Origin of the sequence: Luteibacter sp. UNCMF331Sha3.1, assembly GCF_900109915.1 — a bacterium.
In the GTDB taxonomy this organism is placed as follows: Bacteria; Pseudomonadota; Gammaproteobacteria; order Xanthomonadales; family Rhodanobacteraceae; genus Luteibacter.
In genome coordinates this window covers 988,425-1,012,865 of the sequence record NZ_FOBU01000001.1, presented here as the reverse complement: position 1 = coordinate 1,012,865, position 24,441 = coordinate 988,425, and the positions used below count along the sequence as shown (strand labels likewise).

Here is a 24,441-nt window from a genome sequence, read left to right as displayed (position 1 = left end):
TCCCCTGCCGAAACAGCCGCCGTGGGCGCCCGACCTGGGCGCCCGTCGATCTGTGAAGGCTTTAGATGAACGAGAACGGTGACCGCGCTTCCCGGCGCGGCATGAGCGTGGGTGCGCGGCTCAATCTGCTGGTGGTGGGGATCGTCGCGGCAGGCATCGCGGCGTTGACGATCGCGACCACGACGATGGCGTCGCGCGAGCTGGAGACGCGGGCACGCGAGGATCTGGCGCGCGGCAATCGCGCGATCATCGCGCTGGTCGGCACGTTCGGTGGCGCGCTGCTCGCGGAGTCCGACCGTTTCCTCGACGTGTACAAGAGTTATTACCCGGGTCGCTTCACCGTCGACGACAGGCATCGCGTCTCGATGGGCGGCCATACGGTCCCGCAGCTGCTGCACGACGGCAAGGCGGTCAACGACGACTTCACCCTGACCGACGAGTTCTCCACGCGCGCGCACGTGGTCGCCACGCTGTTCGTCCGCGACGGCAACGATTTCGTGCGCGTCACCACGTCGCTGAAGAAGGAGGACGGATCGCGCGCGGTCGGCACGTCGATCGATCATGCGCATCCGGCGTTCCCGCTGTTGCTGTCCGGCAAGCCGTACGGCGGCCCGGCGATCCTCTTCGACCGCCCGTTCGTCACCCGCTACGAGCCCATCAAGGACGCGGCCGGCAACGTGCTCGGCGCGTTCTTCGTGGGCGTGGAAACGGGCAAGGAGATGAGCGCGCTGCAGAAGGAGATCGCGAGCATCCGGATCGGTCGCAAGGGTTACTACACGGTCGTCGACGCCGCCGCGGGCAAGCGTTACGGTACGTTCGTCGTCGATCCGTCGCTGACGCAGGGCGCCGTCGCCGCGCCGGGGGCGGCGCTGAAGGTGCTGGACACCGACGGCCAGCCGGTCTTCGGCCGCATGCTCAAGGATCGCGAAGGCGAGTCGCGCTATCGCGTCGCGACGGAGGGCGGCATCGAGGCGCACCTCGCGGTGTACGCGACGGACCCGGCATGGAACTGGCTCGTCGCCGGCATCGCGGACATGGACGAACTCTACGCACCGGTCCGACGGATGCGCGCGATCGCCGCCGGCGCGAGCGTCGCGCTGGTGGTCGTCCTCGCCGTGCTGCTCTTCGTCGCGATCCGCCGTCGCATCACGCAACCGCTCGCGCTGGCGGTCGACGCGGCGCGTCGCCTCGCGGAGGGCGATCTGACGGCGCGCCTCGCCTCGGATCGACGCGACGAGATCGGTCAGCTGATGCGCTCCATCGACGGCATCGGCGACGGCCTTGGCGATATCGCGCGTGCCGTACGCAAGGCCGCGTCGAGCATGGCGGGCAGCACCTCGGAGATCGCGGCGGGTAACGCCGACCTCTCGTCGCGCACCGAAACGCAGGCGCACGAGCTGCAACTCACGGCGTCGAGCCTCGACCAGCTTACCCGTACGGTGCGCGACAACGCGGGGCACTCGGCCAGGGCGAGCGCCCTCGCCACGGACGCCAGCGTGGCTGTGCAGCAGGAGGCCGGTGCGATGCAAGAGGCGGTGGAGGCCATGCACGGTATCCAGGCGTCGTCGCAGCGAATCGCCGACGTGGTCGACATCATCAACGGCATCGCGTTCCAGACGAACATCCTCGCGCTCAACGCGGCGGTGGAAGCCGCGCGTGCGGGCGAGCAGGGCAAGGGCTTCGCGGTCGTCGCCGAAGAGGTGCGCAACCTCGCCCAGCGCAGCGCGACGGCGTCGAAGGAAATCGCCTCGCTGATCGGCGAATCGGTCGAACGCGTGGACGCGGGCCATGGCCTGGTGACCGAAGCCGGGCGGAACATGCAGGTCGTGATCGGTCGCATCCGCGACGTCGCCGAGCTGATCGGCAACGTCAGCCGCGCATCGGGCGAGCAGTCGGAACAGATCGGCCGGATCAACCATGCCGTGTCGCGCATGGACGATTCGACCCAGCAGAACTCGGCGCTCGTGGAAGAGGCGGCCGCGGCGGCGAAGAGCCTGGAAGACCAGGCGGCGGAGCTGTCGCGGGTGGTGGAGGTCTTCCGCCTCTGATGCGTCGGTGGGGGCCGGCAGGCTGGCTCCCGTCGGGCTATCAGCCTTCGAGCTCTTCCCAGCGCGCGAAGGCCGTGTCCAGCTCCGCCTGCAGCTTCGCCAGTTCGTCGTTGCCGCGCGTGATCGTCGCGGCATCCTGCTGGAAATACTTCGGATCGTTCATCGCCGCCGTGCGGCGCGCGATCTCGGATTCCAGTTCTTCCAGCTTCGCGGGCAGCAGTTCGAGCTCGCGCTGTTCCTTGAACGACAGCTTCTTCCTGGGCGCGGCGGCCACCGGTGCCGGTGCCGGCGTCGCCATGGGCTTCGTCGCGGCCTGGCGAGCTGCCGCCACGATGGGCTTCTGGCGCAGCCAGTCGCTGTAGCCGCCGATGTAGTCGCCGACCTCGCCATCGCCCTCGAGTACGAGCGTGCTCGTCACGACGTTGTCGATGAAATCGCGATCGTGCGACACGAGCAGCAGCGTGCCGGTGTAGTCGTTGAGCAGTTCTTCGAGCAGTTCGAGCGTCTCGACGTCGAGGTCGTTGGTCGGTTCGTCCATCACCAGCAGGTTGGACGGCTGGGCGAACAGCTTCGCCAGCAGCAGGCGATTGCGCTCGCCGCCGGAGAGGCGCGTGATCGGCGCGCGCGCACGTTCGGGCGAGAACAGGAAGTCCTGCAGGTAGCCGATGATGTGCTTGCGCTGCCCGTTCAGCTCGATGTATTCGCGGCCTTCCGCGACGTTGTCGAGTGCGTTCATGCGGTCGTCGAGCATCGAACGGTGCTGATCGAAATAGGCGATCTGCAGCCCGGTGCCGAGCGTGACCTCGCCGGCCTGGGGCGTGAGTTCGCCGAGCAGGATCTTCAGCAGCGTCGACTTGCCCGCGCCGTTCGGCCCCATGATGCCGACGCGGTCGCCGCGCATGATCGTGGTGGTGAAGTCGCGCAGCAGCGTGCGTCCGCCGTAGGCCTGGGTGACGTGCTTCGCATCGATCACCTTGCGGCCGGACGCCTGGGCGGTGCCCAGCGTGATCTTCGCGTTGCCCGCCTGCTCGCGGCGTTCGCTGCGCTCGCGGCGCAGCGCCTTCAGTGCCCGAACGCGGCCTTCGTTACGCGTACGCCGGGCCTTGATGCCCTGGCGGATCCAGACCTCTTCCTGCGCGAGCTTCTTGTCGAAGTGCGCGTTGGCCTGCGCTTCGGCGTGCAGGCGTTCTTCGCGGCGGCGAAGGTAGTTGTCGTAGTCGCCCGGCCAGCTGGTGACCTGGCCGCGATCGATCTCGACGATGCGGGTCGCCAGCGAACGCAGGAAGCTGCGGTCATGGGTGATGAACACGATGCTGCCGGCGAAGCTCTTCAGGAAACCCTCGAGCCACGCGATGGCCTCGATGTCGAGATGGTTCGTCGGCTCGTCGAGCAGCAACAGGTTCGGGTCGCGCACCAGCGCCTGGCCGAGCAGCACGCGGCGCTTCATGCCGCCCGACAGCTCCGAGAAATCGGTATGCGAGGGCAGCTCCAGCCGCTCGATGACCTGTTCCACGCGCGAGTCGAGATCCCACGCGTTCTGCGCCTCGATCTGGGCCTGCACGTCGCCCAGCGCGTCCATGTCGCCTTCCTCGAGAAGGTGATGGTAGCGCGCGAGCAGGTGGCCGAGTTCGCCAAGGCCTTCGGCGACCACGTCGAAGACGCTGCCCGTCGTGTCCTGCGGCACCTCCTGCGTGAGCCGCGCGATGCGCGTGCCGCCCTGCAGGCGGATCTCGCCGTCTTCGGGATGCAGTTCCCCCGCGATCAGCTTCAGCAGCGTGGACTTGCCGGCGCCGTTGCGGCCGACGATGCACACGCGCTCGCCGGTTTCGAGGGAGAGATCGACCTGTTCGAGCAGGAGCGGGCCGCCGACGCTGAAGTCGACGTTGAGGAGTTGGATAAGAGACATCCGCCCATTCTACCTGCTTGGGGTGGGAGCCAGCCTGCTGGCGAAGGGTGCTTGCCGCGAGCACCCTTCGCCAGCAGGCTGGCTCCCACCTTTCAGGGTGTATCGACCCGGTAGCGCGTGTGCTGGCGCCAGACGTTGCCGGGCCTGAGGATCGCCCCGTCGGCCTCCGGACCGTTCACCTGGTCCGGGAAGGCCTGCGCTTCCAGGGCGAAACCCGCGAACGGGCCGTACGTGTCGCCCTGGCGTCCGGCCTGGCCCGTGAGCTTCTGCCCACTGTAGAACTGCAGGCCCGGCCGGTCCGTGTCGATCGTGAGCCGCCGCCCGCTGGACGGTTCGGTCACCACCGCCACGGTGCGCACCACGCCGCCCGCCGGGCCGCGCGGGAGATAGCAATGGTCGAAACCGCCGACGAGCCGAAGCTGAGGGTCGGGCCAGTGCAGACGCGACCCGATCGGGGCCGGCTCGCGGAAATCGAACGCGGTGCCGGACACGTGCTGGCGCCCGACCGGAATCGCCCCGGCGTCGATCGCCAGGAACTCGTCGGCATCGATGCGGATCACGTGGTCGCGGATGTCCGGCCGGCGGTCGTTGAGGTTGAAGTACGGGTGCGCGGTGAGGCTGAGCGGCGTGGGAGCGTCGGACGTCGCCTCGTAGCGGAGGTCCAGCGTGCCGTCGTCTTCCAGTCGCACGCGTAGCTGCACGTGGACCTCGCCCGGGAAGCCGCCGTCGCCTTCCGGCGACACGAGACGCAGTACGAGGCCATCGGCCTCCGGTTCCACCTCCCATCGCTGGAGATGGAACCCGTCGTGGCCCCCATGGAGGTGGTTGCCACCATCGTTGCGGTCGACCTTGTAGTCGATGCCGTCGAGACGGAACCGGCCACCGCGGATGCGGTTCGCCCAGCGTCCCACCACGGCGCCCATGTACGCGTTCGACGCGATGTACTGTTGCGCGTCGGCGTGGCCGAGCACCACGTCGCCGAGACGGCCGAAGCGGTCGGGCGTCTGCCACGAGAGCAGGGTGGCGCCGAGGTCGCTGATGTCGACCTGCTCCCCGCGCGCGTTGCGCAGGGTCCATCGGTGGAGCGGGCGTCCGTCGGGAAGCTGGCCCCAGGCGGTGGCATTGGAAACGGGCATGGAGCGATCCGTAAGGGCGGTCACGTCGCCATCGGCTTGCGATGGAGGTCGAGATACTGGCGCGGGGTGCAGTCGTACTCGCGCCGGAATACGGTATACATGTACTGCAACGACGTGAAGCCGCAGCGAAGAGCGATGTCGGCCAGCGGGGTGTCGGAGTTGGCGATGAGGTCGCACGCGGTGTCGAGCTTGTGCTTCAGGATCACCTGGTGCACGGTCTGCTTCAGTTCGCGCTTGAAGTGTTCCTCGAGCACCGTGCGCGACACGCCGACGTAGTCGGCGACCTGCTCGGTCTTGATGCCGAGGCAGCCGTACTGGCGGATGTAATGGCTGGCGCGCATCACGTGCGGACTGCGCACCGGTTGGTAACGGCTCGACACCTGCACGTTGATGCCGACCGGCGGCACGAGCACGCGCGTTCCCGAGCAATCCACGCCACGCAGCATCTGGTGCAGGAGGTGCGCCGCCGTGCGTCCCATTTCTTCCGCGCCCTGGATCACCGACGTCAGCGGGATGCGTGTGAGGAGCTGCGCCATCGGATCGTTGTCGATCCCGACGATGGCGATCTGCTCCGGTACCGCGAACTCGCCGATGACGCAGGCCTGCAACAGCTGCCGGGCACGGGCATCCGTCACGGCGATGATGCCGATGGGTTTCGGCAACGCCGCCAGCCACGCGACCAGCTCCTCCACCGCCTCGCCCCAGCCGCCGGCGCTGGTGGAGGCGCCATCGTAGACGACCGCTTCCACTGCCTCGTCGTCGACGATCGCGCGGAACGCGTGCTCGCGCTCCTGGGCCCAGCGGCTGCCCGGATGCGGCGGGATACCGTAGAACGCGAAGCGCGCCAGGCCCTGTTCGATCAGATGGTCGTAGGCGAGTCGCACCAGCCGCGCATTGTCCGTGGCGATGTAAGGAATGCCGACGGGATACGACGCGGGATCGTGGTAAGAGCCGCCGACCGCCACGACGGGAATGTGCAGGTCGCGAAGCGCGTCCGGCGCTTCCGGGTCGTCGAAATCGGCGATGACGCCGTCGCCGCGGAACTGCTGGATGTCGCGCATGCGGCTGCGGAAATCCTCTTCCATGAAGAGGTCCCACTCGACCCGCGTACTGTTGAGGTAATGCCCGATGCCGGCGATCACCTGGCGATCGTAGACCTTGTTGGCATTGAACAGCAAAGCGATCCGGTGGGGTGTCATCGACATGCTCGTTGGGACCGATGCGCCGGCCCGATCGTCTGGAACTTAGCAGGGTAGCCCTTTCGGCACCATGACGCAGCGCGGCATCGAAAATGCTGCCCGTCCCGCCTGAAATCGCAATTGCGCCGTCCGGCCGCCTCTCGTCAGGATCGAACGAATTCGTCCCCACGTTCGTCAAGGAATCGTTATGTCGTACTTCTCCAGCATCGCTCCGATCCGTTACGAAGGCGCGGGCAGCGACAACCCGCTCGCGTTCCGTCATTACGACCCGAAGAGGATCGTGCTGGGCAAGTCGATGGCCGACCACCTGCGCCTGGCTACCTGTTACTGGCACACCTTCGTGTGGCCGGGCTCCGACGTGTTCGGCGCCGGCACGTTCGAGCGTCCGTGGCAGCAGGCGGGCGAGCCGATGGCGAGGGCGCGCGAGAAGGCCGACGCCGCGTTCGATTTCTTCTCCCGCCTCGGCACGCCGTTCTACACGTTCCACGATACCGACGTCGCGCCCGAAGGCGGCAGTCTTTCGGAATACCGGAACAACTTCGCCGCCATGGTCGACGTGCTGGAGAAGAAGCAGGCCGAGACCGGCGTGAAGCTGCTCTGGGGTACCGCCAACCTGTTCAGTAATCCGCGCTACGCCGCCGGTGCCGCGACCAATCCGCAGCCGGACGTCTTCGCCTACGCCGCCACGCAGGTACGGCACGCAATGGAAGCGACGCATCGCCTCGGTGGCGCGAACTACGTGCTGTGGGGTGGTCGCGAAGGCTACGACACGCTCCTCAACACCGATCTGAAGCGCGAGCGGGAGCAGATGGGCCGCTTCTTCCGGATGGTGATCGAGCACAAGCACAAGATCGGCTTCAAGGGCACGATCCTTATCGAGCCGAAGCCGCAGGAGCCGACGAAGCACCAGTACGATTACGACACCGCGACGGTCTACGGTTTCCTCAAGGACTTCGGCCTCGAGAACGAGGTGAAGACCAATCTCGAAGCGAACCACGCCACGCTCGCCGGCCACTCGTTCCATCACGAGGTCGCCACGTCGATCGCGCTCGGCGTCTTCGGGTCGATCGACGCCAACCGCGGCGATCCGCAGAACGGCTGGGACACCGATCAGTTCCCGAACAGCGTGGAAGAACTCACGCTGGTGACGTACGAGATCCTCAAGGCCGGCGGGTTCACGACCGGCGGTTTCAACTTCGACACGAAGGTGCGGCGCCAGAGCCACGCGCCCGAGGATCTCTTCCATGGCCACATCGGTGCCATCGACGCGCTCGCGCTCAGCCTGGAGCGAGCCGCGGCGATGATCGAAAGCGACGCGCTCGCCGATTTCAAGGCGAAGCGTTACGCCGGGTGGGACGAGGCGTTCGGCGGCAAGATCCTGCAAGGCGGCTTCACGCTCGCCGAACTCGCCGACGACGCGATCGCCCGCGACATCCACCCGAAGCACGTGTCGGGAAGCCAGGAGTTGCTGGAGAACATCGTTAACCGCTATATCTACGGTTGATATGGAACACGACATGGAAGCAGTGGCACGCATCTACCTCGGCATCGACCTGGGCACGTCCTCGGTGAAAGCCGTCCTCATGGACGAGAGTGGCGCGGTGTGTGCCAGCGCTTCCCGTGCCCTGCAGGTGTCGCATCCGCAGCCCCGGTGGTCGGAGCAGGATCCCGCCACATGGTGGTCCGCGACCGAGGGTGCCGTTACGGAAGTTCTCAGTGGCGTCGACGCGCGTCGCGTCGCGGGCATCGGCCTTTCGGGACAGATGCACGGCGCGACGCTGCTCGATGCGTCGGATGCGATCCTGCGGCCCGCGATCCTCTGGAACGACGGCCGTTCCGACGTCGAGTGCGCCGAACTGGAGCGCGTGCCGGGTTTCCGGGCGATTACCGGCAACCTTGCGATGCCCGGGTTCACCGCGCCGAAGCTCGCATGGATGCGCCGCCACGAACCGGATGTGTTCGCGCGCGTCGCGAAGGTGCTGCTGCCGAAGGATTACCTCCGTCTGCGCCTGACGGGCGAGTACATGACGGATGCGTCGGACGCGGCCGGTACGCTGTGGCTCGACGTGTCGAAACGCGCATGGAGCGACGCGATGCTGGCCGCGACGGGTCTCGATCGCTCGCACATGCCGCGGGTGGTCGAGGGCACGCAGATAGCGGGACGCCTGCGTCGCGAGCTGGCGGACCGCTGGGGCATGGATACTGTGCCGGTCGCGGGCGGCGGTGGCGACAACGCGGCCGGCGCGGTGGGCGTGGGCATAGTGCGCCACGGGCAGGCGATGCTTTCGCTCGGTACGTCGGGCGTCTGCTTCGCCGTCTCCGACGGATTCCGTTCGAGCCCCGAACAGGCCGTGCACAGCTTCTGTCACGCGCTCCCGGACACCTGGCACCTGATGTCGGTGATGCTCAACGCCGCCAGCTGCCTCGACTTCACCGCGCGCCTCACCGGTTTCGCCGACGTGCCGGCCCTCCTGGCCGAGGCCGAGGCGCAGGGCCTGCGCAAGCACGGGCCGATGTTCCTGCCTTACCTCACCGGCGAGCGCACGCCGCACAACGACGCGCACGTCCGCGGTTCGTTCACGCACCTCGGCCCGGACACCGAGCGCGCCGACCTCGCCAACGCCACGCTCGAAGGCGTCGGCCTCGGCTTGCTCGATGGCCTGCTCGCGATGGAATCCACGGGCGTGGTCGCGGACGAGATCACCGTCATCGGAGGCGGTTCGCGGAGTGCCTACTGGACTCAGATGCTGGCCGACATTCTCGGCAAGCGGCTGGTGCTGCGCGAAGGGGGCGAAGTCGGTCCCGCGCTCGGCGCGGCGCGACTCGCCCGCATGGCGGTCGAGCCCACGGCGCCCCTCGACGAGGTCTGCCCGATGCCGGCGATCACGGCGGTGCGCGAGCCCGATGCAGCGCGTCATGCTTATTTCCTGCAAACGCGCCACCCTTTGTTCCGCCGCTCGTACGAGCGATTGAAGCCGCTGTATGCCGACGCCACCGCCGGCGACGATTTCCGCCCCACCTGACGGGCGATTCCATAGCACCATGGAGACGAGAATGAAGCAGAAGGCCCTACACACGTTGCTCGCCGTATCGATGATCGCCGCCGGCGTCTTCGCCACGCCGCAGGCGCATGCGAGCAAGGAAAAGCCCGTCATCGGATTCTCCATCGACGACCTGCGCGTCGAACGCTGGACGAAGGATCGCGATTACTTCAAGGCCGCGGTCGAGGCCAAGGGTGCCACGGTGTCCGTGCAGTCGGCCGATGCGAACGAGCAGAAGCAGATCCAGCAGATCGAGAACCTGATCTCGCGCAAGGTCGACGTCATCGTGATCGTGCCGTTCAACGCGAAGACGCTCACGACCGTGGTGGCCGAGGCGAAGAAGGCGGGCATCAAGGTCATCTCGTACGACCGCCTCATCCTCAATGCCGACGTCGACGCGTACATCTCGTTCGATAACGACAAGGTCGGGCAGATGCAGGCGCAGGGTGTCGTCAACGCGGCACCCAAGGGCAATTACTTCCTGCTTGGCGGTGCACCGACCGACAACAACGCGAAGATCCTTCGCGAGGGACAGATGAAGGTGCTGAAGCCGCTCGTGGACAAGGGCGACATCAAGATCGTCGGCCAGCAGTGGACCAACGAGTGGCTGGCGTCCAACGCGCAGTCGATCGTCGAGAACGCGCTCACGGCGAACAAGAACAACATCCAGGGCATCGTCGCGTCGAACGACGGCACCGCGGGTGGCGCGATCGCCGCGCTGAACGGGCAGAAGCTCGCCGGCAAGGTGGCCGTGTCCGGACAGGATGCCGATCTCGCCGCGATCAAGCGCATCAAGGCAGGCACGCAGACGATGACCGTCTACAAGCCGATCAGGACGATCGCGACGGATGCCGCCAATCTCGCGGTGCAGCTCGCGAAGGGTGAGGCCCCGACCTTCACGTCGAAGATGAACAACGGCAAGAAGGACGTCGACACCATCCTGCTCACCCCGACTCTGCTGACGAAGCAGAACGTCGATCTCGTGGTCAAGGACGGGTTCTACACGCAGGCGCAGGTCGGTCAGTAAACGCAGCTACGGCGACGCCTCTTCCACGGGGCGTCGTCGGCCCAAGAAGGAAACCGCGGTGAGTCAATACCTGTTCGAGATGCGCCAGATCGTCAAGGAGTTTTCCGGCGTGCGCGCGCTCAATGGCATCGACCTGGCCGTGCGGCCCGGCGAATGCGTGGGGTTGTGCGGCGAGAACGGCGCCGGCAAGTCGACCCTCATGAAGGTGCTCTCCGGTGTCTATCCGTACGGCACGTGGGAGGGTGAGATCCTTTTCGACGACAAGCCGCTGAAGGCCTATTCGGTGCGCGACAGCGAGCAGGCCGGCATCGTGATCATCCACCAGGAGCTCATGCTCGTGCCGCAGCTGTCGGTGGCCGAGAACATCTTCCTGGGTAACGAGATCAGGAAATTCGGCGGCGTCATGGATTACGACGCGATGTACGCCAAGGCCGAAGCACTGCTCGCCCGGCTGAAGCTGAAAGACGTCAACGTGGCGGCCCCGGTGATGAACTACGGTGGTGGCTACCAGCAGCTGTTCGAGATCGCGAAGGCGCTGGCGAAGAACGCGCGCCTGCTGATCCTCGACGAGCCATCGTCCTCGCTGACGTCGTCCGAGACCGATACGCTGCTTTCGATCATCGAGGACCTGAAGCGCGACGGCGTCGCCTGCGTCTACATCTCGCACAAGCTCGACGAAGTGGCCCGAGTCTGCGACACCGTCACCGTGATCCGCGACGGCAAGCACATCGTGACGAAGCCGATGAGCGAGATGACGACCCATTCCATCATCACGGCGATGGTCGGTCGCGACATCGAGAACCTCTTCCCGAAGGTGGAGCACGACATCGGCGAGGTCATCTTCGAAGCGCGCCACGTCACCTGCTGGGACGTCACCAATCCGAACCGCAAGCGCGTCGACGACATCTCGTTCGAGGTGCGCCGCGGCGAGATCGTCGGCATCGCGGGGCTCGTCGGTGCGGGGCGCACCGAGCTGGTTTCCGCGATCTTCGGCGCGTACCCGGGGCGCTACGAGGCCGAGGTGGTGATCGACGGCAAGCCCGTGTCGATCCGCAGCCCGGAGCAGGCGATCAAGGCGGGCCTGTCGCTGGTGCCCGAAGATCGCAAACGCCAGGGGATCGTGCCGCTGCTCGGCGTCGGCGACAACATCACGCTCGCCACGCTATGGCATTACGCCACCGCGGGCCAGATCGACCGCCAGGCCGAAATGCAGGTGGTCGATGCGGAGATCAAGCGGCTGCGTGTGAAGACCGCGAGCCCGGAACTGCCGATCGTCGGCCTGTCCGGCGGCAACCAGCAGAAAGCGGTGCTCACGAAGATGCTGCTGCCGGACCCCAAGGTGCTGATCCTCGACGAGCCCACGCGCGGCGTGGACGTCGGCTCCAAGTACGACATCTACAAGCTCATGTTCGAGCTGGCGCAGCGTGGCGTGGCGATCGTCATGGTCTCGTCCGAGATGCCCGAGGTGCTTGGCGTGAGCGACCGGGTGCTCGTGGTGGGCGAGGGCCGCTTGCGCGGCAACTTCCCCAGCGAAGGCCTCACCCAGGAACAGGTGCTCGCCGCCGCCATCTCGCACGCTGCCGAAGGGCCGGCCCACGCCGCCTGATCCATTCCACCGCGTTACCAGGAAGTCCTCATGCAGGCCCAGAAAGTCCAGCAACTGTTCGTCCGCTACAAGATCCTCGCACTGCTCATCGCGGTCGCCGTCATCTGGATCTTCTTCCACGTCAAGACCGAGCAGGCCTTCGTCACGCCGGGCAATCTGTCCAATCTGTTCCGGCAGATGGCGATCACCGGGATGCTCGCCTGCGGCATGGTCTTCATCATCATCGCAGGCGAGATCGACCTGTCCATCGGCTCGCAGCTCGGCCTGCTGGGCGGTGTGGCGGCGATCCTCACGGTGAACATGGGGTGGGGCACGTGGCCATCCATCGCGGCGGTGCTCGCGCTCGGCCTGGTAATCGGTGCCGTCAACGGCTTCGTCGTGACCAAAATGCGCGTGCCGTCGTTCATCGTCGGCCTGGGCGGGATGCTGGCGTTTCGCGGCCTCGTGCTCTACATCACGGGCAGCTCCACGATCGCGCCGGCACCCGACGACCTGATCGCCCTCGGCCAGGGTTTCGTGCCGCCGGTGCTGTCCGTGTGGATTGGCGCCATCATCTTCCTCGCGATGGTGGCACTCACGGTGCGGCGTCGCGTGCGCCGGGCGAAGCTGGGGCTTCAGCAGGCGGCCACGTGGATCGACGTGGCGCGGATCGTTGCGATCGGCGCGTTCATCTTCGGCTTCGTGCGCGTACTCAACGATGCCAACGGCATCCCCATTCCGGTGATGATCCTGCTCGCGCTGCTGGCCGTGTTCACCTACGTGTCGACACAGACGGTGTTTGGCCGGCACATCTACGCGGTGGGCGGCAACATGGAGGCCACGCGCCTCTCGGGCGTGAACGTGGCGCGCGTGAAACTCGTCGTCTTCGCGCTGATGGGCCTGATGTGCGCCTTCGCGGGCATCATCACGGTGGCGCGCACGGGTTCGGGTTCGCCGTCGGCGGGCACGGGCGCCGAGCTCGACGCCATCTCGGCGTGCTTCATCGGCGGTACGTCGATGCGTGGCGGTTCGGGTACGGTCTACGGTGCTCTGGTCGGCGCGCTCGTGATGGCCAGCCTCGACAGCGGCATGCAGCTGATGGACGTCGACAACAGCTGGCAGATGATGATCAAGGGCGTGATCCTGGTGCTGGCCGTGTGGGTCGACGTGCTTTCGGGTTCGAACCGTAACGCGTGATCGGTCGGGGGAGCCAGCAGGCTGGCTCCCACCGCTAGCCGTCACTTCGCCGGCAGGGCCTTCGCATCCTTCAGGTGATGCTTCAGCGTCGGCAGGGTCTTCTTCGCGAAGGCCTTGAGCTCGGGATTGGAACCCTTCTCGATCTCCACCTCGAACATCGCCACGGCTTTCTCGTGATCGGCGATCATCATCTTGCGGTAGGTGCTGTTCAGTTCCGCACCGCTGAGCCGCTTCATCGCATCGATCAGCTTCTCGCCATCCGGCGTGGGCTGTCCTGCGATCGAGTAGCCCTTGTCGCCCGACTTCAGGCCTTCGAGTTCCTCGTTGGCCTTCGTGTGGTCGTCGATCATCGTCTGCGCGAACTTCTTCACCGTCGGCGAGGACGACCGTTCCAGCGCGACCTTGCTCGCGGCCACCTCCGTGAGGCCGGAGGCCGACGCGTTCTTGAAGAACCCGGCGTCGGTCGCCGTGCCGCCTTGCGAGTCCTTGTCCTGTGCCTGTGCCGCGAAGGACAGGGCGGTGGCGAGCAGCGCGGTGGCGAGGGGGCGGGTGAGGTTCATGGTGGTGTCTCCGGTGACGAAAGCACTGTGTCGCATCCGGACGATGAAATGGCCGTAAACAGCAGGCTGGCTCCCGCCAGACAACGAAAAAAGGCGCCCGAAGGCGCCTTTTCGATGAACGATGGAGGGTCGCTTACTTGCGGCGCGCGACCGTCGCACCGAGGCCCGCGGCGTCGCGCAGGATCTCGGCCTTGTCGGTCTTCTCCCACGAGAACGCCGTGAACGTGTTGCCGTTCTTGTCGGTGACCTCGTAGGGCTTGCGGCCGAAGTGACCGTTCGACGCGGTCGGCTGGTACATCGGGTGCACCAGGTCGAGCATCTGGATGATGCCGTACGGGCGCAGGTCGAAGTGCTTGCGGATCAGCTTCTCGATCTTCTCGTCCGGAATCTTGCCGGTACCGAACGTGGTCACCGAGATGGAGGTCGGCTCGGCGACGCCGATGGCGTAGCTGACCTGGATCTCGCAACGGTCGGCGAGGCCGGCCGCGACGATGTTCTTGGCGACGTAGCGGGCGGCGTAGGCAGCCGAGCGGTCGACCTTGGACGGATCCTTACCGGAGAACGCGCCGCCGCCGTGACGGGCCCAGCCGCCGTAGGTGTCGACGATGATCTTGCGGCCGGTGAGGCCGCAGTCGCCCACCGGGCCGCCGATGACGAACTTGCCGGTCGGGTTGATGTGGAACTTGGTGCCCTTGTGCAGCAGCTTCGCCGGCAGCACGGGCTTCAGGATCAGCTCGCGCACGCCTTCGATGAGGTCCTTCTGCTTCACGTCCGGATCGTGCTGCGTGGAGAGCACGACGGCGTCGATGGCGACGGCTTCGCCGTTCTCGTAGCGCAGGGTGACCTGGCTCTTGGCGTCCGGGCGCAGCCACGGCAGCGGCGAGTTCTTCTTCTTGCGGACCTTGGTCTGCTGCTCGACGAGACGGTGGGCGTAGTGGATCGCCGCCGGCATGTATTCGCTGGTCTCGTTCGTGGCGTAGCCGAACATCAGGCCCTGGTCGCCAGCGCCCTGTTCTTCCGGCTTCTTGCGATCCACGCCCTGGTTGATGTCCGGCGACTGCTTGCCGATGAGGTTGAGCACGCCGCAGGTCTCGCCGTCGAAACCGACGTCGGAGCTGTTGTAGCCGATGTCGAGGATCACCTTGCGGGTGAGGGCCTCGAGGTCGATCCAGGCGCTGGTGGTGATTTCGCCTGCGACGATGGCGACGCCGGTCTTCACCAGCGTCTCGCACGCCACGCGCGCGCGCGGATCCTGGGCAAGAATCGCGTCGAGGACCGCGTCCGAGATCTGGTCGGCGATCTTGTCCGGATGGCCTTCGGAGACCGACTCGGAGGTGAAGAGGTAGTTGCTCATCGCGAGGATATATCCTTCTTTACGGATAAAGAGATAAATGGGCGCGCCATGATACACGGCTCGGCCCGGGTTTGCAGAGGGGAGGGTACGCCCCGGGGGTGACGATTGCATGGATGTTCAGCGGCGATCGTCGGTGGTACCCCTGTGGCAGCCCCCATAGCGGCTCCCACAGGGGTGCGCGGGCGTCGGGGGGCCTCAGCCCGCCGCCGTCAGCCGCTCCCGGGCTGCCCGGGCCACGGCCACCATCCCCGTCAACGCGTCCCGGACCTCGGGCCAGCCGCGGGTCTTCAGGCCGCAATCGGGGTTGATCCAGAGCTGGTCGGGAGCCAGGACCTGCAGGGCCCGGGCCACCAGATCGGCCATCTCGGCTTCCGCCGGCACGCGGGGGGAGTGGATGTCGTAGACGCCGGGGCCGATGCCGTTCGGGTACCGGAACGTCGTGAACGCCTCCAGCAGCTCCATGCGCGACCGGCTCGTTTCGATGGAGATCACGTCGGCATCCATGGCGGCCACCGCGTCCATGATGTCGTTGAACTCCGAGTAGCACATATGGGTATGGACCTGGGTCGCGTCGCTGACGCCGCCCGCGGTGATGCGGAACGCGTCCACCGCCCAGTCGAGGTACGCGGCCCATGCGTGGCGACGGAGGGGCATGCCCTCGCGGAGCGCGGGTTCGTCGATCTGCACGATGCCGATGCCCGCCTTTTCGAGATCGTGCACCTCGTCGCGGAGCGCGAGCGCGATCTGGCGGCAGACGTCGGCGCGGGGGAGGTCGTCGCGCACGAACGACCACTGCAGCATCGTCACCGGACCGGTCAGCATGCCTTTCATCGGCCGTTCGGTCAGCGACTGCGCGTAGGCCGACCACGCCACGGTCATCGGCGCGGGGCGGGCGACGTCCCCGTAGATGATCGGTGCCTTCACGCAGCGCGATCCATAGCTCTGCACCCAGCCGAGCGAGGTGAACGCATAGCCGTCGAGCTGCTCGGCGAAATACTCCACCATGTCGTTGCGCTCGGGCTCGCCGTGCACCAGCACGTCGATGCCGGCTTCCTCCTGAAACCGCACCGCGCGACGGACTTCCTCGCGCAGCACGTCGGCATACGACGCGTCGTCCAGCCTGCCGGCCCGATGCGCCGCGCGCGCGTTGCGCAGGTCGGGCGTCTGCGGGAACGAACCGATCGTGGTCGTCGGCAGGTCGGGCAGACCGAAGCGTTCCCGCTGCACGACCTTGCGGAATCCGAACGCGGAGCGACGCTGGGCGAACTGCGGCGTGAGGCCGCGGACCCGGGCGCGTACGTGGGGACGCACGACATCGGGCGACGCGAGCCGCGCGTCCACGACGGCCTGCTGCGCGGCGAGCGACGCGCGGGCGTCCGCCGCGCCGTTCGCGGCGTCCGCGTAGCGACGCAGTTCTTCGATCTTCTGCCGCGCGAACGACAGCCACTCGCCGACGCCGCCGCGCAGGCGCTTCTCTCCGGCGACGTCGATCGGCACGTGCAGCAACGAGCACGACGTCGATAACCAAAGGCGTTCGTCGCCCAGCCGGTCGCGCAGCGCTTCGATGCGCGGGAGCACCTTATCGGGAGCGCTCAGCCAGACGTTGCGGCCATCCAGGATGCCCGCGGAGACGATCGCGTCGTCGGGCAGCGCCTCGAGCAGCGCGGAAAGATCGTCCTCGCCACGCACGAGGTCGACATGGAAGCCCGCGACGGGTAGCGACGCGAGCAGCGCGACGTCGTCGCCGGGACCACCGAAATACGTGGCCAGCAGGATGCGCACGCGAGACCGTTCGGCGATGCGTGCATAGGCGTGGCGATACGCGTCGCGGGTCGCGTCGTCGAGGTCCAGTACCAGCGCGGGTTCGTCGACCTGCACCCAGTCGGCGCCGGCGTCGGCCAGTGCGTCGAGTACGTCGAGCCACGCCGGCAGGAGCCCGTCGAGCAGCGCGAGCGGGTCGCTGCCGTCGACGGTCTTGGCCAGGCGCAGGAAGGTGATCGGGCCGATCAGCACGGGACGGGCGGCGTGACCGGCGGCGACGGCTTCGCGGAACTCGTCGACGACCTTCGCCGGGCGCGCGCGAAAGGTCTGGCCGGCAACCAGCTCCGGCACGATGTAGTGGTAGTTGGTGTCGAACCACTTGGTCATCTCCAGCGCGTGCACATCGACCGTGGCGTCCTGATGACCGCGCGCCATGGCGAAGTAGCCGGCCAGCGGATCGCGCTCGTAGAGCCCGCGGTATCGCGCGGGAATCGCATCGACGAGCACGGCGGCGTCGAGCACGTGGTCGTAGAGCGAGAAATCGTTCACCGGAACGCTGTCTGCGCCGGCCTCGCGGGCAAGCGCCCAGTGCTGGCGACGCAGGTCGCGCGCGACGGCAAGCAGTCCGTCGCGGTCGAGTTCGTTCTTCCAGTGGGATTCGAGCGCCCGCTTGAGTTCGCGGCGTCTGCCGATGCGGGGAAAACCGGGGTAAGTAACGTGTGGCATGAACAGGTCCTCTTTAGGAAAAAGAGGAGGGAAGGGCGGCTGCACACACGACGGCGGGCCGCCCGCGGGTAGCGGGCGACGCATCGTCATGGGAACGCACCGTCGACCTTCGCCCCCGCGGGCGAACCGGGCGGCCGCGCGAGCGGCGACACCCAGGTCGGCGGAACGACGTCGTCCATGACGACGAGGCCGTTCCGGCTGGCGGCAGGTCTTCGGGCTCGTGGATGTGACGCGCATGGCGTCGCCTCGCCCGTCGCTTCCCGGATCCTCATCGATCCAGTGCCTGTGACGGGTTCGTCTCCACATACCGCTGCGGGGCAGCGCCGGATTCACACCGGCTTCCCTCTTAGCTTTATCTCTCTATTCGAATAGGAAGATAAAGACCGCTGGCGGGTGGCACGTTAGTCGTCCGGGCGGATCAAGTCAACGCCGGGTCGTCGATGGTGGGAGCCAGCCTGCTGGCGAAGGGTGCTTGCCGCAAGCACCCTTCGCCAGCAGGCTGGCTCCCACCGGGTCAGAATGCGGGTCACTCGGGAAGGAGCGACGCATGGCGGGACGGCACATCGTGATGGCGACGGTCGGATCACAGGGCGACCTGTTCCCGTTCCTGGCGGTCGGCAGGGAACTGGCCGCGCGCGGTCACCGGGTGACGATCGCGGCGCATTCGCTGCATCGGCAGGCCGTGGCGGAGGCGGGGCTCGACTTCCTGCTGGCCAGCGGCATCGCGGAGCCGGACGACAAGGCGGCGTTCGCCGCGCGCGCCTTCCATCCATGGCGCGGACCGCGCTTCGTGGTCCGCGACATGGCCGCGGTCGACGTCGCCGCCAGTCATGCGGCGCTCGCGCCCGTGTGCGCCGACGCGGACGCGATCGTCACCACCACCCTCGCGTTCGCCGGGCAGATCATCGGCGAAACCGGCCGGCTCGCGTGGCTGTCGGGTGTGCTGTCACCGGCCGTCTTCCTCTCCGCGTGGGATCCGCCGGCCACCGGGTGGGGCGCGTTCGACGCGGCCGTCCGCCGCTCGCCCGGGCGCGGGATCTGGCTGCGCCGCATGGCTGCATGGATCACGGCGTCGTGGACACAGCCGGTGCGCGACTTCCGGATGTCGCTGGGCCTGCCGGTGGTGTCGCCATGGGGCGATCCTTTCCACGAGGGGCAGCACGCGCGCGACGGCGTGCTCGCGATGTATTCGCCCGTGCTCGGCACGCTGCCTCCCGACGCCCCGAGCCAGGCGACGATCACGGGGCAGTGCCGCTACGCGCCCGCGGGCGACGTGTTGCCGGACACGCTCGCGGCGTTCCTGGACGACGGCGAACCACCGATCGTGTTCACGCTCGGCTCGGCGGCGGTGCACGCCGGCGCAGACTTCCTGCGCGAAAGCATCGCCGCCGCCACGTCGCTCGGGCGTCGTGCGGTGCTGCTCACAGGCTCGCCCGACATGCGTGCGCGGCTGCCCGATCCGCTGCCCGACGGCATCGCGATCGAGGAGTACGCGCCGCACGGTGCGCTGTTCGCGCGTGCCGCGGTCGTCGTGCATCACGGCGGGGTAGGAACGACGCAGGAAGCGCTGCGGTCAGGCCGTCCGCAGCTGGTCGTGCCGCATGGGTTCGACCAGCCGGACAACGCGGCGCGCGTGGAGCGGCTCGGCGTGGGACGGGTGCTGCGTGCGTCGCGTTACGAAGCCGCCCGCGCAGCGATGCTTTTGAATGTGTTGCTTACCGACGCGGACATCGCCGCGAGGGCCGCCCATCTCGCGACAGGCATTCGCAGCGAGCGCGGTGCCGTCGTCGCCGCCGACGCGATCGAAGCCGCGATCGCAAAGCGCTCGATGCAGAAGGCGCCATAGCGGCACGCATATCCTGTGGGAGTGGCCTCGGCCACAATGGGTGCTCGCGCCAGCATGCCCTGTGGGAGCGGCCTCGGCCGCGATGGGTGCTCGCGGCAAGCACCCATCGCGGCCAAGGCCGCTCCCACACGGGCTCAGGCAGCCGTGGCCTTCGAGAGGCCATAGCGCGTTGCCGGCGTCACGCCCGACAATTTGCCTGCGAGTGCCTGACGGGCGTTCTCGAAGTTTTCGATCAGCACCGTGTCTTCGACGGCGGGCAGGGTCACCAGCTCGCCCGCGTCGAAGCCGGCCAGCGACGCGTCGACCATGTCGGCGGCGGTCATCACCCAGCTCGGCGGCAGGTTCTCGACGGCCAGGCCGGAGATGTCCCAGAAGTCGGTCGCCGTCGCGCCCGGAAGCACGGCCTGCACCTTGATGTTGTGCGCGGCGAGTTCGTGATGCATCGACTGCGAGAGCGCGAGGATGAATGCCTTGCTGCCGCCGTAGACACCGTTGAGTAGCTCCGGCGCGATGGCCACGATCGACGCGATGTTGATGACCGCGCCGCCACCGCGTGCGACGAACGCAGGCACGGCCTTATAGGCAAGACGCGTTGGCGCCGTGACATTCAGCGCGATCATGTCGGTCATCTTGCCCACGTCGGCATCGAGCAGCTTCGCCGTCGAACCGACGCCGGCGTTGTTGACCAGCAGGCTGAGCGTCGGTGTCGCAGCGATCACGTCCTCTACCTTCGCCACATCCGCGTCGACCGTGAGGTCGGCGGCGACCGTGCGCACCACGCGTCCGGTCTCGGCGGACAGACGTTTCGAGATGGCGTCGAGTTTCTGCTGGTTGCGTGCGACGAGCACGAGGTCGTAACCGCGGCGGGCGAGGCGGTCGGCGTAGATGGCACCGATACCGGTCGAGGCACCGGTGACGAGGGCGGTGCCGGGCGTGGCGACGGTCATGTCGGATCTCCTGTAATGTGCATATGCACGTTTATGGACAAAAAAAGGGTTCAGTCGAACCGGCTCATGCGATGAAAGGCTTCGCGCGCACCCGCCGCCGCGTCGTCGCCGCCGAAGCGCTCGACGAACTCGGCCTGCGCCTGCTCCCAGAGCGGCGACGCCTGTTCCAGACGGGCGACACCGGCTGGCGTCAGTACGTAGACCTTCTGCCGCGAGTCGGCCCCGGCGACGGACACTGCCACCAGACCGTCACGCTGCAGCGGCTGCAGCGCACGGACGAGACTCGTGCGGTCCATGACCAGTTCGTCCGACAATTCGCGGATGCCGATACCCGGCACGTCGTCGATGGCGACCAGGATCGAGAACTGCGATGACGTCAGGCCCGACGGTGCCAGGTGGCGCTCGTAGACGCGCGTGAGCGCACGAGCGGCCTGCCGCGCGGCGAAGCAGTTGCAGAACTGGTTGCGGGTTTGCATGGTGCAAGCCTATCAGTGCATATGCACACAATCAAGTGCCGGCCCTGGCGTTGTTGCAGGAGCGCCAAGGTACGCTACGACCGAAGCGGCGAGGCTTCCCTTGGCTCAATCGAATCCTGCGAGCGGTCTGGGCGTATACGCTTCCTCCAGCACCGCCATCTCGTCGTCGGTCAGCGCCAGATCGATCGCGGCGACCGCGTCGTTCAGATGATGCGGCTTCGACGCACCGACGATCGGCGCCGTGACGCCGGGGCGGCGGGCCACCCAGGCGAGGGCAACCTGTGCGCGGGGGATGCCACGCGCGGCGGCGATCTGCTTCACGGCGGCGACGATCCGGCGATCGGCGTCTTCGGTACGGGTGTAGAGCGTGCCGCCGAACACGTCGGTCTTCTGCCGTTCGCTTTCGTCGTCCCAGTCGCGCGTGAGGCGTCCGCGCGCGAGCGGGCTCCACGGCAGCAGCGCGATGCCCTGATCGCGACAGAACGGGATCATCTCGCGTTCGTCTTCGCGCTGGATGAGGTTGTAGTGGTTCTGCATGCTGACGAACTCCGTCCACCCATGCAGGCGCGACGTGTAGATCATCTGCGCGAACTGCCACGCGTACATGGACGATGCACCGAGATAGCGGGCCTTGCCCGCCTTGACGACGTCGTGCAGCGCCTCGAGAGTTTCTTCCACGGGCACGTCGCCATCGTGGCGATGGATCTGCAGCAGATCGACGTAGTCGGTACCGAGCCGCCGCAGGCTGTCGTCGACGGACTGGAAGATCGCCTTGCGCGACAGACCACCCATGTTCGGCCCTTTGCCCCAGCGCATGAACGTCTTGGTCGCGATCACCACCTCGTCGCGCCGGGCGAAGTCGCGTAGGGCACGTCCAAGGATCTCCTCGGACGTGCCATCGGAGTACATGTTCGCCGTGTCGAAGACATTCACGCCAAGATCGAGCGCCTTGCGGATGAAGGGGCGGCTCTGCTCCTCGTCCAGCGTCCACGCGTGGGCGCCGCGATCGGCCACGCCGTAGGTCATGCAGCCGAGGACCAGTGGCGATATCTCGAGGCCGGTGCGGCCGAGTTTCACGTAACGCATGGGGAGCTCCTTCGCGGGACGGTGCGCCGTCGGGTACCCCCCGTTATACCTGCGATGGCGATCGTGTGACCGGCACCCCCTTGAAAGCGGCGGAACCGTGCCAATCTAGGGGGCCAGTCATCCACCCGGATCGCCCCATGTTCCGCTGCAAGCACGATTTGACCGAACCAACGATCGCCTCATGGGCGCGTCGCGGGTGCGCGCGTTCCGTGCCGGGCCGGAAGTCGTCATAGGACGTCTCCGCCCCCGATGACCGATAGCAAGGCACCCGCGAGGGTGCTTTTTTTTTCTTTTTTTCCACGCGTTCGTTTCCGGAGCACGGTGCCATGAAGAACTGCCGCGACCCCCGAACCTGACCGTCCTGCTCAGCCAGGGGCGGCGGTCGGTCCGGGGAGTGCCTCGCTCGACAGCCATTGCGAGCCCCTGGCCTTTTCGAACAGGAATCCGTTTGCCATGAGTACCACCCGCGAAACCCGTATCCCCGTCGACCGTTGGCGCAACCTCGGCATCATCGCGCACGTCGATGCGGGCAAGACCACGCTCACCGAGCGCCTGCTCTTCAAGACCGGCACGATCCATCGCACCGGCGAAGTGCACGACGGCGCGACCACCACCGATCACATGGAACTCGAGCGCGAGCGCGGCATCACGATCGGTGCCGCCGCCGTGCGCGCGAACTGGACGCCGGAAGGCGGCGAGCCCCACCGCCTCACGCTGATCGATACCCCGGGACACATCGACTTCGCCATCGAGGTCGAGCGCTCGCTGCGCGTGCTCGATGGTGCCGTCACCGTGTTCTCCGGCGTGGCCGGCGTGCAGCCGCAGTCCGAAACCGTGTGGCACCAGGCGCGTCGTCACGGCGTGCCCCTGATGGCGTTCGTCAACAAGATGGACCGGCCAGGCGCGGATTTCGACGCCGTGGTGGCGCAGATGCGTGAAAAGCTCGGTGCGAATCCGTGGGTGGTCGCGCGTCCGATCGTCGAAGGCGAACACATGACCGGCCTCGTCGATCTCGTCGCCGAACGCACGTGGCGCTTCGACGACGCGGGCACCCCGGCGGTCAGCCCGTGGGACGACAACGAGCGCCTGGCGCATGCGTCGGCGCGTGCCGAGCTCGTCGCCAGCGTGGCCGATCGCGACGAGACGCTCGCCGAGTTGTGGCTCGCGGATCAGCCGATCGACGCGGACACGCTGACGGCGGCATTGCGCCGCGGCACGCTCGCGGGCGTTGGCTCGCCCGTTCTGCCGGGTTCGGCCTTCCGGAACGTCGGTATCGAACCGTTGCTCGATGCGTTCGTGGCTTATCTGCCGTCGCCGCTCGACCGGCCGGCCGTGGTCGCACACACGGAGAAAGGTGACGTCGCGGTCGCGCCCGACGCGGACGCGCCGCTGGCGGCGCTGGTCTTCAAGGTGGTGAACCAGGCACACGGTCCGCTCGCCTTCGTCCGCGTCTACGCGGGGCGACTGCACGTGGGCGACGCCGTATGGCGTAGCGGTACCGATCGCGTGCAGCGCATCGGCCGCCTTGCCGTCGTGCGCGCGGAAGACACGGAAGCGGTGGACCTCGCCGAGGCGGGCGATATCGTCGCGATCGCGGGCTGGAAAGACGTGGCGACCGGCGAGACGCTTTCGGATGCGCAGCATCACCTTCGGCTCGAGGCGATCCAGGCGCAGCCGGCCGTGCTGTCGTGGCGCCTGTCGCCGGAACGGTCGGCCGACCTGCTGAAGCTCGGCAACGGTCTGGCGCGCCTGGCGCAGGAGGATCCGTCGTTCCGCGTCGGCACCGATCCCGATACCGGCGAGACGCTGGTGTGGGGCATGGGCGAACTGCACCTGGAAGTGATGGTGGAACGGCTGCGCAGGGAGTGGGGCGTACAGGTGCGTACCGGGTCGCCGCGTGTCGCCTATCAGGAAACACCGGCGAAAGCGTCGGGCCCGATCGAAGGCAAGCTGGCCAAGCAGACCGGCGGCAGCGGTCAGTACGCGCGCGTCGTGCTGTCGGTGACGCCGAACGGCGAGGACGTCAATGCGTTCGAGGATCGCACCACGGGTGGCGTGATCCCGAAGCAGTTCCAGGCGGCCGTCGAGAAGGGCGTCGCGTCCGCGCTGATCGAAGGTCCGCGCGGCTTCCCGGTGGTGGGCACGGCGGTCGCGGTGCTCGACGGGCAGGCGCACGCGGTCGACTCCAACGAAGCCGCGTTCCACCGGGCCGCGCAGATCGCGGTGAAGGCCGCCCTCGAGGCGACCGGTACCGTGCTGCTGGAGCCCGTGATGCGGGTGTCGGTGAGCGCGCCGGGGTCGGCCGTGGGCGACGTACTGGGCGACCTGCAGCGTCGCGGCGGCCAGATCGTGAACCTGACCGACCGTCAGGAGCGCACGGAGATCGACGCCGACGTGCCGCTCGCGCACCTCGACGGTTACAGCACCGCGCTGCGCTCGCTGAGCCAGGGCCGTGCGTCCGCGACGGTGGCGTTCCATGCCTACCGTCCGGCCGCGGTGCAGGAGCAGTCGCGCCGCTCGGCATGATGGAGGCGGCCGTGGCGGGG

At 67.4% G+C, this 24,441-nt stretch carries 17 protein-coding genes and 1 riboswitch; of the genes, 8 read left to right on the top strand and 9 right to left on the bottom strand.

The window, feature by feature from the left end; all coding sequences use genetic code 11:
• Window positions 1–65: 65 nt before the first annotated feature.
• Window positions 66–2,048: a methyl-accepting chemotaxis protein gene (locus BMX32_RS04470; RefSeq protein WP_089975001.1), complete on the top strand. Its 1,983-nt coding sequence runs from the start codon at window positions 66–68 to the stop codon at window positions 2,046–2,048.
• 40 nt (window positions 2,049–2,088) lie between these two features.
• On the opposite strand, the gene BMX32_RS04465 is transcribed toward BMX32_RS04470, so the two are convergent.
• From BMX32_RS04465 to BMX32_RS04455, 3 genes are all read right to left on the bottom strand, one after another.
• Window positions 2,089–3,954, bottom strand: coding sequence for an ATP-binding cassette domain-containing protein (locus BMX32_RS04465; protein ID WP_089974998.1), 1,866 nt, complete (start codon window positions 3,952–3,954; stop codon window positions 2,089–2,091).
• Between the two features lie 92 nt (window positions 3,955–4,046).
• Window positions 4,047–5,090 carry an aldose epimerase family protein gene (locus BMX32_RS04460; RefSeq protein ID WP_089974995.1) on the bottom strand — a complete coding sequence of 348 codons (1,044 nt, stop codon included), beginning with the start codon at window positions 5,088–5,090 and terminating at the stop codon, window positions 4,047–4,049.
• 20 nt (window positions 5,091–5,110) lie between these two features.
• Window positions 5,111–6,289 carry a XylR family transcriptional regulator gene (locus tag BMX32_RS04455; protein WP_089974992.1) on the bottom strand — a complete coding sequence of 393 codons (1,179 nt, stop codon included), beginning with the start codon at window positions 6,287–6,289 and terminating at the stop codon, window positions 5,111–5,113.
• 187 nt (window positions 6,290–6,476) lie between these two features.
• Between BMX32_RS04455 and xylA the strand changes: the two genes are divergently transcribed.
• The 5 genes from xylA to BMX32_RS04430 are packed head-to-tail and all read left to right on the top strand — an operon-like array spanning window position 6,477 to window position 13,139.
• On the top strand, window positions 6,477–7,793 hold the full coding sequence (gene xylA / locus BMX32_RS04450; RefSeq protein WP_089974989.1) for a xylose isomerase: 1,317 nt from the start codon (window positions 6,477–6,479) through the stop codon (window positions 7,791–7,793).
• A 13-nt stretch (window positions 7,794–7,806) separates the two neighbouring features.
• On the top strand, window positions 7,807–9,312 hold the full coding sequence (gene xylB / locus BMX32_RS04445; protein ID WP_343123849.1) for a xylulokinase: 1,506 nt from the start codon (window positions 7,807–7,809) through the stop codon (window positions 9,310–9,312).
• A gap of 31 nt (window positions 9,313–9,343) precedes the next feature.
• Complete coding sequence (gene xylF / locus BMX32_RS04440; protein ID WP_211664169.1) at window positions 9,344–10,357, top strand: D-xylose ABC transporter substrate-binding protein; 1,014 nt, start codon at window positions 9,344–9,346, stop codon at window positions 10,355–10,357.
• A gap of 58 nt (window positions 10,358–10,415) precedes the next feature.
• Window positions 10,416–11,963 (top strand): xylose ABC transporter ATP-binding protein, encoded by a 1,548-nt coding sequence (locus BMX32_RS04435; RefSeq protein WP_089974983.1) that lies wholly within the window; start codon window positions 10,416–10,418, stop codon window positions 11,961–11,963.
• A 30-nt stretch (window positions 11,964–11,993) separates the two neighbouring features.
• Window positions 11,994–13,139, top strand: coding sequence for a sugar ABC transporter permease (locus tag BMX32_RS04430; protein ID WP_089974980.1), 1,146 nt, complete (start codon window positions 11,994–11,996; stop codon window positions 13,137–13,139).
• Between the two features lie 41 nt (window positions 13,140–13,180).
• Here BMX32_RS04430 and BMX32_RS04425 read toward each other — a convergent pair whose 3' ends face one another.
• From BMX32_RS04425 to metE, 3 genes are all read right to left on the bottom strand, one after another.
• A complete protein-coding gene (locus tag BMX32_RS04425) occupies window positions 13,181–13,699 on the bottom strand; it encodes a DUF4142 domain-containing protein (RefSeq protein ID WP_170843560.1) in 519 nt (172 codons plus the stop codon).
• Between the two features lie 133 nt (window positions 13,700–13,832).
• Complete coding sequence (metK, locus tag BMX32_RS04420; RefSeq protein WP_089974974.1) at window positions 13,833–15,053, bottom strand: methionine adenosyltransferase; 1,221 nt, start codon at window positions 15,051–15,053, stop codon at window positions 13,833–13,835.
• A 195-nt stretch (window positions 15,054–15,248) separates the two neighbouring features.
• Window positions 15,249–17,540, bottom strand: coding sequence for a 5-methyltetrahydropteroyltriglutamate--homocysteine S-methyltransferase (gene metE, locus BMX32_RS04415; protein WP_089974971.1), 2,292 nt, complete (start codon window positions 17,538–17,540; stop codon window positions 15,249–15,251).
• Between the two features lie 185 nt (window positions 17,541–17,725).
• Window positions 17,726–17,943, bottom strand: a riboswitch (cobalamin riboswitch).
• Between the two features lie 144 nt (window positions 17,944–18,087).
• On the opposite strand from metE, the gene BMX32_RS04410 reads away from it, so the two are divergent.
• A complete protein-coding gene (locus BMX32_RS04410; RefSeq protein ID WP_089974968.1) occupies window positions 18,088–19,386 on the top strand; it encodes a glycosyltransferase in 1,299 nt (432 codons plus the stop codon).
• Window positions 19,387–19,520: 134 nt separating this feature from the next.
• Here the strand turns inward: BMX32_RS04410 and BMX32_RS04405 are convergent, their stop codons facing one another.
• The 3 genes from BMX32_RS04405 to BMX32_RS04395 all read right to left on the bottom strand — a co-directional run bounded on the left by BMX32_RS04405 (window position 19,521) and on the right by BMX32_RS04395 (window position 21,895).
• On the bottom strand, window positions 19,521–20,333 hold the full coding sequence (locus BMX32_RS04405) for an SDR family NAD(P)-dependent oxidoreductase (protein ID WP_089974965.1): 813 nt from the start codon (window positions 20,331–20,333) through the stop codon (window positions 19,521–19,523).
• A 50-nt stretch (window positions 20,334–20,383) separates the two neighbouring features.
• On the bottom strand, window positions 20,384–20,809 hold the full coding sequence (locus BMX32_RS04400) for a MarR family winged helix-turn-helix transcriptional regulator (protein WP_089974963.1): 426 nt from the start codon (window positions 20,807–20,809) through the stop codon (window positions 20,384–20,386).
• Window positions 20,810–20,914: 105 nt separating this feature from the next.
• Window positions 20,915–21,895: an aldo/keto reductase gene (locus tag BMX32_RS04395; RefSeq protein ID WP_089974960.1), complete on the bottom strand. Its 981-nt coding sequence runs from the start codon at window positions 21,893–21,895 to the stop codon at window positions 20,915–20,917.
• A 453-nt stretch (window positions 21,896–22,348) separates the two neighbouring features.
• Between BMX32_RS04395 and fusA the strand changes: the two genes are divergently transcribed.
• The gene (gene fusA, locus BMX32_RS04390; protein ID WP_089974957.1) at window positions 22,349–24,421 is read left to right on the top strand and encodes an elongation factor G; all 2,073 of its coding nucleotides are present in this window, start codon (window positions 22,349–22,351) and stop codon (window positions 24,419–24,421) included.
• Window positions 24,422–24,441 lie beyond the last annotated feature (20 nt).

Coding starts and splice junctions, on each gene's coding strand:
- BMX32_RS04470 (WP_089975001.1), top strand. CDS start 66: ATGAACGAGAACGGTGACCGCGCTTCCCGGCGCGGCATGAGCGTGGGT.
- BMX32_RS04465 (WP_089974998.1), bottom strand. CDS start 3,954: ATGTCTCTTATCCAACTCCTCAACGTCGACTTCAGCGTCGGCGGCCCG.
- BMX32_RS04460 (WP_089974995.1), bottom strand. CDS start 5,090: ATGCCCGTTTCCAATGCCACCGCCTGGGGCCAGCTTCCCGACGGACGC.
- BMX32_RS04455 (WP_089974992.1), bottom strand. CDS start 6,289: ATGACACCCCACCGGATCGCTTTGCTGTTCAATGCCAACAAGGTCTAC.
- xylA (WP_089974989.1), top strand. CDS start 6,477: ATGTCGTACTTCTCCAGCATCGCTCCGATCCGTTACGAAGGCGCGGGC.
- xylB (WP_343123849.1), top strand. CDS start 7,807: ATGGAAGCAGTGGCACGCATCTACCTCGGCATCGACCTGGGCACGTCC.
- xylF (WP_211664169.1), top strand. CDS start 9,344: ATGAAGCAGAAGGCCCTACACACGTTGCTCGCCGTATCGATGATCGCC.
- BMX32_RS04430 (WP_089974980.1), top strand. CDS start 11,994: ATGCAGGCCCAGAAAGTCCAGCAACTGTTCGTCCGCTACAAGATCCTC.
- BMX32_RS04425 (WP_170843560.1), bottom strand. CDS start 13,699: ATGAACCTCACCCGCCCCCTCGCCACCGCGCTGCTCGCCACCGCCCTG.
- metK (WP_089974974.1), bottom strand. CDS start 15,053: ATGAGCAACTACCTCTTCACCTCCGAGTCGGTCTCCGAAGGCCATCCG.
- metE (WP_089974971.1), bottom strand. CDS start 17,540: ATGCCACACGTTACTTACCCCGGTTTTCCCCGCATCGGCAGACGCCGC.
- BMX32_RS04410 (WP_089974968.1), top strand. CDS start 18,088: ATGGCGGGACGGCACATCGTGATGGCGACGGTCGGATCACAGGGCGAC.
- BMX32_RS04405 (WP_089974965.1), bottom strand. CDS start 20,333: ATGACCGTCGCCACGCCCGGCACCGCCCTCGTCACCGGTGCCTCGACC.
- BMX32_RS04400 (WP_089974963.1), bottom strand. CDS start 20,809: ATGCAAACCCGCAACCAGTTCTGCAACTGCTTCGCCGCGCGGCAGGCC.
- BMX32_RS04395 (WP_089974960.1), bottom strand. CDS start 21,895: ATGCGTTACGTGAAACTCGGCCGCACCGGCCTCGAGATATCGCCACTG.
- fusA (WP_089974957.1), top strand. CDS start 22,349: ATGAGTACCACCCGCGAAACCCGTATCCCCGTCGACCGTTGGCGCAAC.